This window comes from Gilvibacter sp. SZ-19, from assembly GCF_002163875.1.
Taxonomy (GTDB): domain Bacteria; phylum Bacteroidota; class Bacteroidia; order Flavobacteriales; family Flavobacteriaceae; genus Gilvibacter.
The window spans coordinates 1601624-1614294 of the sequence record NZ_CP019333.1 but is presented as its reverse complement, the minus strand read 5'-3'; the positions used below and the strand labels follow the sequence as shown (position 1 = coordinate 1614294).

Genomic DNA, 12671 nt, shown 5'->3' with positions numbered 1-12671 from the left:
CCTATAAACGCATTGAGTTAACTTATAAATAGTTAGCGGACTACGGATCTAAATCCTGCACAAAGAATAAGGCGTTCTTATTCAGATCAAAAAAGCCAAATTCGTGCGTGCCCCAAGGGGTATTGCGACGCAGTGCGGATTGCTTTACAGTTCCTCGCTCCAAAAACTCTTTAAAGACCTCATCTAAAGAATCCACAAAGAACTTCACCACGCTACCTCCGTTTACAGGATCGTCCACAGTATCGGCATGCCACTGTAAATGAATCTCCATACCATCTCGATACAAACCCGCGTAACCGTCATTGGCAAAGCGTTTTATAAATCCTGTGTATTCTGCATACCACTTGATGTCCCGCTGCAGATCCGAAGTTGGCAATACCACCACTGTACTCTTATGCGGGATTCACTGAGCCATTAATTGAGTTTGTAATAGACTTGAGCTTGGTCCAATGCCTCTAGGAGTTCGTTGGAGATCTTTACCTTTTGCTTGCGCGAAGGCATCTGCAATTTGAGTTTTTCCTCCATCTCATAGACTATGAAATGCAATTGCTGATCGCCTTTGTGAGAGGTCATCAGATCCTTCAATACTCGGATCCGTTCTTCTTGTAGTTCGTCTATCTTAAGCTGAATGGTCAACTTTTTGGCGTACTGATCCATAACATCATGCAGCATTTGGATCTGATTGAATTGCATTCGCGGATCGCCTTTTTTACCCGTATCTCTATTCACCCAACCTTCTTTTACAAAGATCCGAGCATAGATAAAGCTATTGGGCACCAAGAAATGGCGGTATTTCAAATACTCTTCTCCAAAGATCCTGAACTCAAAGGCATCGTCGTAGTCTTCGACTGTAAACAAAGCCCAGCCCTTACCATTCTTAGACACGCGGTGTTGTACATCGCTCACCACACCCCCAAAAGTGAGTTCTTTATTCACATAAGATTCCAGATCGCTAAAGTTCTTGGTGGTAGCATTGCAGAAAGTTTGGAGCTCTGTTTTAAAGTCATCCAACGGGTGGCCAGAAATATAGATCCCAACCACTTCTTTCTCCTGCTTGAGTTTTTTCATAGTACCCCATTCTTCACAAGGTGGTACCGTAGGCTCCGGAATTTGAACTTCTGAGGAATCTCCAAAAAGACTCACCTGTGCAGAATTTTCGTTCTCTTGAAATTTCTGCGCGTATTTGATCACCTTTTCTAAAAAGGTCACTCCATCTCCTTCGTCGTGGAAATATTGTGCTCTGTGGGTGTCAAATCCATCGAAACCTCCAGCTAAAGCTAAATTCTCAAAGGCTTTTTTATTCGCAGCTCTAAGGTCGATCCGCTTGGCCAGATCGAACACAGATTTGTACTTGCCATCTTTTCTGTGTTCTACTATGGTCTTTACCGCATTTCCGCCAACACCTTTAATGGCTCCCATCCCAAATCGTATGGCTCCTTCGTCATTCACCGTGAATTTATAGAAGGATTCATTCACATCAGGACCCAAAACTGGCAAGCCCATACGACGACACTCTTCCATAAAGAAGGTCACCTGCTTAATGTCGTTCATGTTGTTAGAAAGCACCGCGGCCATATACTCTGCCGGATAATGTGCTTTTAAGTAGGCCGTCTGATAGGCGATCCAAGCATAGCAAGTAGAATGCGACTTGTTAAAGGCATAACTCGCAAAGGCTTCCCAGTCTTTCCAAACCTTCTCCAACATTTCCTTGTCGTGACCGTTGGATGCTGCTTGCTCTAAGAACTTGGGCTTCATCTTGTCCAGTACGGCCTTTTGCTTTTTCCCCATCGCCTTACGGAGTACGTCGGCCTCACCTTTGGTAAAGTTGGCCAACTTTTGCGACAGCAGCATCACCTGCTCCTGATAAACCGTGATTCCGTAAGTTTCCTTAAGATACTCTTCCATGTCAGGAAGATCATAGGTAATTTCCTCTTGCCCGTGTTTTCTGCGGATGAAACTCGGGATGTATTCCATAGGCCCAGGTCTGTAGAGGGCGTTCATGGCGATAAGATCATCAAAGACCGTTGGTTTAAGGTCTTTCATGTGCTTTTGCATCCCTACGGATTCGTATTGGAAGATTCCCACCGTTTCTCCACGTTGGAAAAGTTCATAGGTCTTCTCGTCATCCAGTGGGAAATTGTCCGGATCAAGATCCACGTTGTGTTTAATCTTAACCAGCTTTACGGTGTCTTTGATCAGCGTAAGGGTCTTTAAGCCCAAGAAATCCATCTTGAGCAGACCGGCACTTTCCACAACCGCGTTGTCAAACTGGGTCACATAGAGTTCTGAATCCTTGGCAGTCGCGACAGGTACAAAATTGGTAATGTCATCCGGCGTAATGATCACCCCACAGGCGTGAATTCCCGTATTTCTAAGTGAACCTTCTAACATACGTGCCTGATTGATCGTTTGAGCTTCCAAATCTTCACCTTCCGAGAGGTTTAAAAGCTCATTGACCTTCTGTAGTTCGTCTGCCCTAAAACTCTGCTTGAGTTTGGAGGCCTCCATATTGAATATCTTGCCCAACTTCCCCATAGTAGGGATAAGCTTGGCAATTCTATCGGCATCTCCCAAGGGCAAGTCCAGAACACGTGCAGTATCTCTAATAGAAGATTTCGCAGCCATGGTACCGTAGGTAATGATCTGCGCCACCTGATTGGCTCCGTATTTCTGGATCACATAATCCATCACGCGTCCACGGCCTTCGTCATCAAAGTCGATATCGATATCGGGCATGCTCACACGATCCGGATTCAAGAAGCGCTCAAAAAGCAAGTCGTACTTAATTGGGTCGATATTAGTGATCCCCAAGCAGTAAGCCACCGCAGAACCTGCCGCAGAACCACGACCCGGCCCAACGGAAACATCCATGTTCCGCGCCTCTGCAATAAAATCTTGAACAATCAAAAAGTAACCCGGATATCCTGTATTGGCAATAACGTCCAGTTCAAAATCCAAGCGTTCCTCGATCTCTGGGGTGATCTCTTGATATCGTTTCTTTGCACCTTCGTAAGTAAGGTGTCTTAAGTATTTATTCTCTCCCCGTTTACCGCCGTCGGTCTCGTCTTCGGCAACTTGGAATTGTTCGGGAATATCAAACTTAGGGAGCAGTACCTCACGGGCCAGTGTATAAGGTTCTATTTGATCTACTATTCTGGCTACATTCTCAATGGCCTCAGGCAAATCCGCAAAGAGCTTCTTCATAGCATCAGCCCCTTTGAAATAGTATTCTTGATTCGGCAATCCGTAGCGATAACCCCGGCCTCGACCAATCGGTGTAGCCTGCTTTTCTCCGTCTTTTACACAAAGTAGAATGTCGTGAGCGTTGGCATCTTCTTGATCTATATAGTAGGTGTCATTACAGGCAACTAATGGCAAATCGTGCTTGCGAGCCAAGGTGATAAGCGCAGGATTCACCCGATCCTCATCTTCTTGTCCGTGGCGGACGATCTCTATATATAGATCGTCGGGAAACTCTTGCTTCCACCAAAGCAAGGCCTCCTCGGCTTGCTTTTCACCGACATTTAAAAGTTTATTAGGCACTTCCCCGTAGAGGTTACCCGTTAGAACAATCAGATCATCCTTATATCTGGAGACCACCTCTTTATCTATTCGAGGCACGTAGTAGAATCCTTCTGTATAAGCAATACTGGCCATTTTAGCCAAATTGTGATACCCAGCCTTGTTCTTGGCCAGAAACACGACCTGGTAGCCGTTGTCTTTTTGCGATTTATTCAGGCGGTCTTCGCATACAAAGAACTCACAACCAATAATGGGCTTGATCTTTTTATGCTGCTGATCTTCCTCTAAACTCTTATTGAACTTCTCTACTGCGCTCACAAAATGAAAGGCTCCCATCATGTTCCCGCGGTCTGTCAGGGCAACAGCATTCATCTCGTGCTTAGCTGCTGCATTGACCAAATCTTGAATAGAGGCTGTAGATTGTAGCACAGAAAACTGACTGTGGTTGTGCAAATGTGCAAAGGGCACCTCGGCCAAAGCGGAGATATTCTCACTCTGCTCTGCCGTACTGATAGTTTCCTCTTGCTTTTGTTGCTTTGCCCTTAGTTTTGCAGATGCTTCTTTTAGGTTGATGTGTTGCAGTCCAATCACATCTACAGGACGTGGGTTGGCTTTCTGGAAAGCCTCTAGATAGTCAGGTTGCGCTTTGAGTTCGGTGGTAGTGTAAACACCTTGTCTTATGAGCTCCAAGAAACAGCGTGTTGTTGCTTCCACATCCGCTGTAGCATTGTGAGCCTCCGCAAAACCATCTCCAAAAAGATGCTCGTGTAATTCTGTAAGCGTAGGCAGCTTGAACTTACCGCCGCGACCACCTGGGATCTTACAGAGCTCCGCAGTAGTCTCTGTACAGGTGTCTAAAACAGGTAAAGAAAGTAAGGAAGTATCTACCGCTTCTCGATAGAACTCTGCTCCCATAATGTTAAGGTCAAATCCTACATTCTGCCCAACCACAAACTGACTGCGCTCCAAGACGTCGTTGAACTCCTCCAAGACTTGATCTAAAGGAACGCCGTCCGCTTCTGCCAACTCCGTGGAGATTCCGTGAATGGATTCTGCTTCGAAAGGAATATTAAAACCTTCCGGTTTTATCAAATAATCTTTCTGTTCCAGAAGATTTCCCATACTGTCGTGCAACTGCCAAGCGATCTGAATGGCTCTAGGCCAGTTGTCAGTATCACTAACAGGTGCATCCCAACGCTTGGGAAGCCCGGTGGTTTCCGTGTCAAATATTAAATACATAAGTTGCTTGAGCGCTCCAAAAAGTGAACTTTAAAAGTAAGTAAAATCAAGCTAAAATTGCGCTGAACTTATCAACACGAACTCCAAAATTGTGCATAAAAAAAGACCCGCAAAAAGCGGGTCTTGAATACCTTGTTTCTTGTCTTAGTAGATCACTGCAAATGCGCCGTCTGTGATCTCAAAACCGTCTCCTGCAATAGAGAAAGTCCCTTGAATTTCTCCTGTTCCAGTATTGTTCGATATTATGGTTAATGTGCCTGAGGTAGCAGCACTGGCCACTCCGTCCAAGCCATATGTAGCTTCAAATTCACCAAGAGCGAGGTCGTAATCACCAGGACCAACCAAGTTGGGAAATCTCAGACTTATACTCTGTGTACCTTCCGAGCCATTGATAACGATAAAACCAGTAATATTCTGACCTTCTACAGTAACAGCCTCAAAGGCTGCACCATTAATTGTAGCTGACATTCCTTGCGCAACACCAGGATCGTCTGCCAAACCGGTTCCACCAATTACAGGCACCTTAAAGAAGACTCCTCGAGAAAAATTTAGGGTGTCTTGTAGTGCAAACGTATGTGCATTAAAAGTAAAGGTTCCAGAAATAGTATTGTCTGTAGAATTGCTTTCGGAGATTATCGCCTCTCCATTGCCTAAAGCAGTTGAGGTAGAATAAGACTCTCCACTCCCATCGGTGTATACCGCACCATTGGAACTTCCGGGCCCAAAAGTATAGGTGCCAATAGCTGCCGAAGTAAGCGTAATGTTGAGTTCTTCACTATCTGTGGCTCCAGCAATAACAACCGTTCCGTCGTCAAAGCGAGTTGCAACCGCACCTCCTTTTAAGAAGACATCATTAGCGTTTCCTTGGATGATAGCATTGTTGTCCTGAATATCCTCACACGAAAAAAGTGTAAAAACAACAAGGGCGAATAGGGCAATCCTTTGCATAGTAGGCGTTTTTAGCATTTGCACAAATGTAAAAGAAAAAATATAATCTGTTGAGTTTCAACTAAAATTTATCCTATCTTTGCGCCCTTAATTATAACCGAGGTCGTGCACCTCAAAAATTAATTTTTATGCCTGTTAAAATCAGATTACAGAGACACGGTAAGAAAGGAAAGCCTTTTTACTGGATCGTAGCCGCGGATTCTCGCGCAAAAAGAGACGGACGTTTTTTGGAGAAGTTGGGAACTTACAACCCTAATGTAAACCCTGCAGAGATCAACCTAAATGTTGATGGTGCTGTTCAGTGGTTGCAGAATGGTGCTCAACCAACCGATACGGCTCGTGCTATTCTTTCTTACAAAGGCGCTTTGCTAAAGAATCACCTAATGGGTGGTGTAGCTAAAGGAGCTTTGACTGAGGAGCAAGCAGAAGCTAAATTCAACGCTTGGGTAGAAGAAAAAGCCAAAGCGGTAAGCCAAAAAGAAGCAAGCATTGCAGATGCTAAGGCCAAGGCCAAAGCAGAAGCACTAGCTGCTGAAAAGGCTGTGAACGAAGCTCGTATTGCTGCATCTGCAGAAGCAGAAGGTGAAGAAGTTGCCGAAGAGGCTGCTGCAGAAGCCGATGCTGCTAAAGAAGAAGAATAAACCTTCTTAGTTTTACGAGATGCGCAAGGAAGACTGTTTCTTTCTCGGTAAAATCGTAAAAAAATACAGTTTTAAGGGCGAGCTCTTAGTCACTTTAGACACAGACGAACCCGAAATGTATACAGAAATGGAATCAGTGTTTGTGGAATTGCACCACAATCTGGTTCCATTTTTTATTGAGTCTATTAGCCTGCACAAATCGCGCATGTTGCGCATTCAATTTGAGGATGTCTATAGCGAAGAAGATGCCGATGCCCTGCTGGGGAGCGATCTTTATTTACCCTTAGACCTATTACCTCCACTAGAAGGGAACAAATTCTACTTTCACGAGATCATTGGTTTTACTATTAAAGACCTCAAGCATGGTGATGTCGGCACGCTTACTGCGGTCAATGATCAAACTGCGCAAGACTTGTTTGTCATTGATGCCAACGGAACCGAAGTGTTGATCCCTATTAACGATGCCTTTATAAAGGAAGTGAATAGAGACCAGCAATTTATTTTGCTCGACACTCCCGAAGGCCTTATTGATCTTTATTTAGAAGGCTGATGCAACCCTTCAAATTCAAACAATTCACTGTTGCCCAAGACCGTGCCGCCATGAAAATCGGCACTGACGGAGTGCTGCTCGGAGCTTGGACACAGATCGACCATGAAGCGGATTCCATACTAGACATTGGAGCCGGCACCGGAATTATTGCCTTGCAAATGGCCCAGCGCAGTGCAGCGATGACCATAGATGCAATTGAGATCGATGATGCCGCTTATGAACAATGCACCGAAAACTTTGAAGCCGCCCCTTGGGCAGATCGCTTGTTCTGTTACCATGCCGGCCTTTTGGAATTTACCCAAGAGATAGATGATCAGTACGATCTAATAGTAAGCAATCCACCATTTTTTACCGCAGATTATAAATCTGGCGACGAGCAACGCGATCAGGCGCGCTTTGCGGATGCCCTGCCTTTTGATCATTTGGTTATTTGTGCTGCTAAACTTTTGGCAGATAAAGGCAGTTTCGCGGTCGTGATACCTTTTAATGCTGCGGATGAATTTGTCGCTCTTGCTGCACAGGTTGGATTGAACCTTTACCGTCGCTGTGACGTACAAGGACGGCCTGAAACTCCAGCAAAACGCAGTTTGTTGCAATTCACTAAGCTGCAAAAATCCCTCGAACAAACATCTTTGATCATAGAGACTGAGCGTCATCAGTACACTGAGCAGTATATCGATCTGGTAAAGGATTTTTACCTAAAAATGTAACCTTATACGCTTTTGCCTTGTTTGTACTTCATCCAACCGAAAACAGGCAAACCTGCAATAAGTAAAAAGGTTCCATAAAAGACCGTTTCCGCTCCGGAGCCATAAATAGCCCAGACAGAATATATCACACCGAGAACAGCAAGTGTCCCTATTTGAATATTCTTTTCGGCAAACAAGCCTTTTTTTCTAGTAATGAGTACATAAGCCGCTGCCACAAAGAGGTATGGCACCAGACAACAGAGGGTAGTTAGCAGGGCAATGAACTCAAATTGATCGACCAAGGACTCACTGAAATTCATCAGCATTATTGCAGAGCTGAGCAAGCCTCCTAAGATCAAGCCGAGATAGGGAGCATCTTTGCTGTTCTTTTTTACAAAAGCCTTCGGAAACATATTGTCTCGGGCCATAGCCATAGGCAATTGTCCTACTACCAAGGTCCAACCATTCAAAGCTCCAATAGCAGCTATCGTAGCTCCGCCAGCAATAAAATAAGCCCCTGTCTCGCCAGCTATTACAGCTCCAGCCTCCGCAAAGGGAGCGGGCGAATCTGCCAGTTGATCGGCAGGTAACAATCCGAAGAGAATGACAGTGCCCAAAACGTAAACTAAGGTAGCTATCACAGTACCCAATAGCGTTGCTTTAGAAATAGTCTTATCTGGATGTTTTATATTCTCGGCAGGTATCGTAGCAGTTTCTATACCCAAAAATGCAAACAAGGTCAGCGTGGAAACTGCCGAGAAGGCGTCAAGATCTGTAGCCTCAGAATTATTGAATGCAGGAAAGTTGTCAAGGTCAAAATAAAAGGCTCCCACAATTATTATCAAGATCAAAGGCAGCAGCTTAAAAGCAGTGGTGACCACGGCAAACTTTCCGGAGAGTTTTACACCTCGAATATTGATCCAAGTGAAGAACCAGATAAAGGCAAGGCCTATAAAAACCGATAGCAGGGCGTTCTCTTCTAAACTCGGAAAGAAGACCGAAAGTGCGCCAATAATTGCAACGGCTATCCCAGCATTGACCACCCAAACCGAGATCCAATAACCCCAGGCCACCAAAAAGCCAATGAAGTCCCCAAAACCTGCCCTTGCAAACACATAAGGTCCACCGCTTTGATTACTTACAAGCTTACTCAGATTGGCAAAGATCTTGGCCAATACTATGGCTCCTGCTGCTGTAAAGATCCAACCTAAAAGGCTTATACTACCGTATTTTGCCAAGGTGGCCGGCAGCACGAATATGCCAGAACCGATCATGTTTCCGACCACAAAAGCAGTAGTGGTGAGAAGGCCTATTTTCTGAGTAGCTGTTGCCATGAAAGCTCCGTGAACTGCGGAATTGTATTTTAAATCCTTACATTAGGGCGTACAATGGTCAAGATACGTAATTGTGGCATTTAATTTTCACATCGATCCAGATATCCGTAAAGCAGAAACCCTGCCCGCATCCTTTTACAAGGACCCTGCGGTTTTTGAAGCTTTAAAAGAGCAGGTCTTTTACAAAGGTTGGCAGTGGTTAGGCGATACCTCACTGGTTGCTTTGCCACAGTCGGTTTATCCCTTTGTTTTGCTCGATGGTTTTTTAACCGAACCCATGGTACTCACCAAAGACAACCAAGAAGATCTTCATCTGTTGAGCAATGTATGTACACATCGTGGAAATTTGGTAGCCTTACACCCTGGGAAAGCTAAGAAACTGAGCTGTTTTTACCACGGACGTAGGTTTGACCTTGCTGGTACTTTTGAGCATATGCCAGAATTCGATCAGACCGAAGAATTTCCAAGACCTTGCGATAATCTGCATCGGTTTCCACTAAAGCAGTATGGACCTTTCCTTTTCGGCGGATTAGAACCGAGCTTTGACCTGCAAGAGGTGTTCGACCGTATTAACGAGCGCGTTGGCTTCTTACCTCTAAATGATTTTAAATTTGACCCAACCCTTAGCAAAGACTTTTTAGTACACGCGCACTGGGCCTTATACTGTGATAATTATTTAGAAGGCTTTCATATTCCCTTTGTCCACCAAGGATTGAACGAAGTTCTAGACTATGGCAGTTACCAAACCGTCTGTTACGAGCACTGTAATTTACAAATAGGTTACACCGACGAGGCCACTGAGGTCTTTGAGCTACCAGAAGGACACATCGACTACGGCAAAAAAGTGGCTGCATATTACTATTGGGTTTTCCCGAATATGATGTTCAATTTTTACCCTTGGGGCTGCTCGGTCAATGTGGTGAAACCTATAAGTGCCGAGCGCACCAAAGTCTCTTTCTTGAGCTATGTCTGGGATCCATCAAAACTAAATAAAGGCGCAGGAGCCCAATTGGAAAAGGTGGAACGAGAAGACGAATTCGTGGTAGAGAATGTACACAATGGTCTAAGGTCTAAATTTTACAAAGCCGGAAGATTCTCGCCTACACGAGAACAAGGCGTGCATCATTTTCACCGTTTATTGGCCCATTTTCTGAATCGCGCCTAAGCTTGGCTTGTTGCTTTAATTTTTAACGAAATCCTTTTCGCTTCTGCGGGGCAATATTTACCTTTGGCACAACCAAATACAAAGCAATGAAGCCCGATCTTTTTGAAGCTCCGGATTATTACCAAGTAGACGATTTATTAACCGAAGAACACAAGCTTGTGCGCGATGCTGCCCGCGAATGGGTAAAGCGAGATGTTTCTCCAATTATTGAGGATTACGCACAACGCGCCGAATTCCCGAACCAGATCATAGGTGGTTTGGCCGAGATCGGTGCCTTTGGCCCTTATATCCCTGAAGAGTACGGCGGAGCCGGATTGGATCAGATCTCTTACGGACTGATCATGCAAGAGATCGAGCGAGGAGACAGTGGTGTGCGTTCTACTGCTTCTGTACAATCTTCTTTGGTGATGTATCCTATCTACAAATACGGAACCGAAGAACAACGTAAAAAATATTTGCCAAAACTGGCCTCTGGAGAATTCATGGGTTGTTTTGGACTTACCGAGCCAGATCACGGTTCAAACCCAGGTGGCATGACCACCAACTACAAGGACATGGGAGACCACTACCTGCTAAACGGAGCCAAAATGTGGATCTCTAACGCACCTTTTGCAGATGTTGCTGTAGTTTGGGCTAAGAACGAAGAAGGCCGAATTCACGGACTTATTGTGGAGCGAGGCATGGAAGGTTTTAGTACCCCGGAAACCCACAACAAATGGTCGCTAAGAGCAAGTGCAACTGGAGAATTGATCTTTGACAATGTAAAGGTTCCCAAAGAGAATTTGCTACCTAATAAATCAGGGCTTGGAGCTCCGCTTGGATGTTTGGACTCTGCCCGTTACGGAATCGCTTGGGGTGCCATCGGTGCCGCAATGGATTGTTACGATACTGCGCTTAGATATTCTAAAGAACGTATTCAATTTGGCAAGCCAATTGCTGCCTTCCAATTGCAACAAAAGAAATTAGCCGAGATGATCACCGAGATCACCAAAGCACAGCTTTTAACTTGGCGTTTGGGGGTGTTGAGAAATGAAGGTAGAGCAACCTCTGCTCAGATCTCTATGGCCAAAAGAAACAATGTGGATATGGCTATAAACATTGCTCGCGAAGCACGACAAATGCTAGGCGGAATGGGTATCACCGGAGAGTACAGCATAATGCGTCACTCTATGAACCTTGAAAGTGTGATCACTTATGAGGGAACCCACGATATCCACCTACTGATCACCGGATTGGACATTACCGGAGAGAACGCTTTCAAATAAAAAACAAGCACGATTTAAATATCAATACCGAGGAGTTTTTAATTCCTCGGTTTTTTTGTGGATATTTATTCGAGAGAAAGCACACCTATGTCTACCAAAACCCGTTTTGACCGCGCCTACAAGAATGCCTTAGTGCTTCCATTCAACGACAGTTCTAAATTCATCCTATTTAGCGATTGCCACAGAGGCGACAACAGTTTTGCAGACGACTTTGCCCGCAACAGGCATATGTACTTTCACGCCATGAAACACTATTATAAGAGTGGATTCTCCTACATTGAACTTGGAGATGGTGATGAACTTTGGGAAAACCGTCAGTTCGAAGATATCTATCCGGCACATACCAATGTCTATAAGTTGCTCAAAGAAATGCACAAAGAATGCAGGTTCCATCCTATTTATGGGAACCACGATATGGTATACAAGAACAAGAGCTACGTAGAAAAGCACTTGTCACACTATTTTGATCCAAAGACCGGAGAAGAGGTGCCTTTGTTTCCAGGGATCACCTATAACGAAGCCATTATTTTAAAACACGAGACTAGCGGTCAAGAGATCTTTATGGCCCACGGGCACCAAGCAGATTGGTGGAACTATTTGTTTTGGAAATGGGGACGTTTTCTGGTTCGGGTACTTTGGAAGCCATTGCAAGTGGTGGGTATTTACGATCCGACTAGTCCAGCGAAAAATTATAAGGAACTCATTAAAGTGGAGAAGCGCACCAAGAAATGGATCCGCGATCGTGACCACTTAATGACCATCTGCGGACATACCCACAGACCAAGATTTCCAGAACCTGGAGAAACGCCATATTTCAATGATGGAAGTTGCGTACACCCGAGGAGTATAACCGGTATCGAGATAGAAAATGGCAGTATTTCATTGATCAAATGGCAATTGGCCACCGATGAAACTGGCGTCTTAAAAATTGAAAGGGTACTGTTAGAGGGGCCGCAGCTCTTGTCTGACTATATGATAGCTTAAGGTTCTTCCGGAGCCAGGGTAACAACCAAGCCGTCCATATCTGGCGTTATGTGCAGCTGACATCCTAATCGACTGTTGTCTTGAACAAAGTAAGCTTGCCCAAGCATGGCGTCCTCGTCATCTCCCATTTCTGGCAAGTCATGATCGCTCTCCACATAACACTGACAGGAGGCGCACATGGCCATTCCTCCGCAAATACCTATAGTTCCTTCTGGAGCGAGCTCGTAGGAGCGCACTACTTCCATCAGGTTCATATTCATGTCTGTCGGTGCCTGAACTTCGTGGGTAGTTCCCTCACGATCTGTAATGTGGATGGTGATATCGCTCATTAGAC

Annotated in this window: 11 protein-coding genes; 6 read left to right on the top strand and 5 right to left on the bottom strand. The window is 44.9% G+C overall.

Features of this window, described 5'->3' with window-relative positions:
* Positions 1 to 40: 40 nt before the first annotated feature.
* The 3 genes from BTO09_RS07445 to BTO09_RS07435 form a co-directional block, all read right to left on the bottom strand.
* Entirely contained in the window at positions 41 to 385 is a 345-nt protein-coding gene (locus BTO09_RS07445) for a glyoxalase/bleomycin resistance/extradiol dioxygenase family protein (protein WP_232454911.1), read from the bottom strand.
* 29 nt (positions 386 to 414) lie between these two features.
* Positions 415 to 4761, bottom strand: coding sequence for a DNA polymerase III subunit alpha (dnaE, locus tag BTO09_RS07440; protein ID WP_087524179.1), 4347 nt, complete (start codon positions 4759 to 4761; stop codon positions 415 to 417).
* 144 nt (positions 4762 to 4905) lie between these two features.
* Positions 4906 to 5709, bottom strand: coding sequence for a DUF6252 family protein (locus BTO09_RS07435; RefSeq protein WP_087524178.1), 804 nt, complete (start codon positions 5707 to 5709; stop codon positions 4906 to 4908).
* 128 nt (positions 5710 to 5837) lie between these two features.
* On the opposite strand from BTO09_RS07435, the gene BTO09_RS07430 reads away from it, so the two are divergent.
* From BTO09_RS07430 to BTO09_RS07420, 3 genes are read left to right on the top strand one after another with little or no spacing between them, the layout of a single operon-like run.
* Positions 5838 to 6350 carry a 30S ribosomal protein S16 gene (locus BTO09_RS07430; protein WP_087524177.1) on the top strand — a complete coding sequence of 171 codons (513 nt, stop codon included), beginning with the start codon at positions 5838 to 5840 and terminating at the stop codon, positions 6348 to 6350.
* A 19-nt stretch (positions 6351 to 6369) separates the two neighbouring features.
* Positions 6370 to 6900 (top strand): ribosome maturation factor RimM, encoded by a 531-nt coding sequence (gene rimM / locus BTO09_RS07425; protein WP_087524176.1) that lies wholly within the window; start codon positions 6370 to 6372, stop codon positions 6898 to 6900.
* Positions 6900 to 7610, top strand: coding sequence for a tRNA1(Val) (adenine(37)-N6)-methyltransferase (locus tag BTO09_RS07420; protein ID WP_087524175.1), 711 nt, complete (start codon positions 6900 to 6902; stop codon positions 7608 to 7610). The genes rimM and BTO09_RS07420 overlap by 1 nt, the downstream gene beginning before the upstream one ends.
* Before the next feature lie 2 nt (positions 7611 to 7612).
* Here BTO09_RS07420 and BTO09_RS07415 read toward each other — a convergent pair whose 3' ends face one another.
* The gene (locus BTO09_RS07415; RefSeq protein WP_087524174.1) at positions 7613 to 8923 is read right to left on the bottom strand and encodes an amino acid permease; all 1311 of its coding nucleotides are present in this window, start codon (positions 8921 to 8923) and stop codon (positions 7613 to 7615) included.
* A gap of 73 nt (positions 8924 to 8996) precedes the next feature.
* Between BTO09_RS07415 and BTO09_RS07410 the strand changes: the two genes are divergently transcribed.
* The 3 genes from BTO09_RS07410 to BTO09_RS07400 all read left to right on the top strand — a co-directional run bounded on the left by BTO09_RS07410 (position 8997) and on the right by BTO09_RS07400 (position 12337).
* Complete coding sequence (locus BTO09_RS07410) at positions 8997 to 10088, top strand: SRPBCC family protein (RefSeq protein ID WP_087524173.1); 1092 nt, start codon at positions 8997 to 8999, stop codon at positions 10086 to 10088.
* An 86-nt stretch (positions 10089 to 10174) separates the two neighbouring features.
* Positions 10175 to 11353, top strand: a complete 1179-nt coding sequence (locus tag BTO09_RS07405) for an acyl-CoA dehydrogenase family protein (RefSeq protein WP_087524172.1) — start codon at positions 10175 to 10177, stop codon at positions 11351 to 11353.
* 87 nt (positions 11354 to 11440) lie between these two features.
* Entirely contained in the window at positions 11441 to 12337 is an 897-nt protein-coding gene (locus tag BTO09_RS07400) for a metallophosphoesterase (RefSeq protein WP_087524171.1), read from the top strand.
* Here BTO09_RS07400 and BTO09_RS07395 read toward each other — a convergent pair.
* The gene (locus BTO09_RS07395) at positions 12334 to 12666 is read right to left on the bottom strand and encodes a 2Fe-2S iron-sulfur cluster-binding protein (RefSeq protein ID WP_087524170.1); all 333 of its coding nucleotides are present in this window, start codon (positions 12664 to 12666) and stop codon (positions 12334 to 12336) included. The genes BTO09_RS07400 and BTO09_RS07395 overlap by 4 nt on opposite strands.
* Positions 12667 to 12671: the final 5 nt, after the last annotated feature.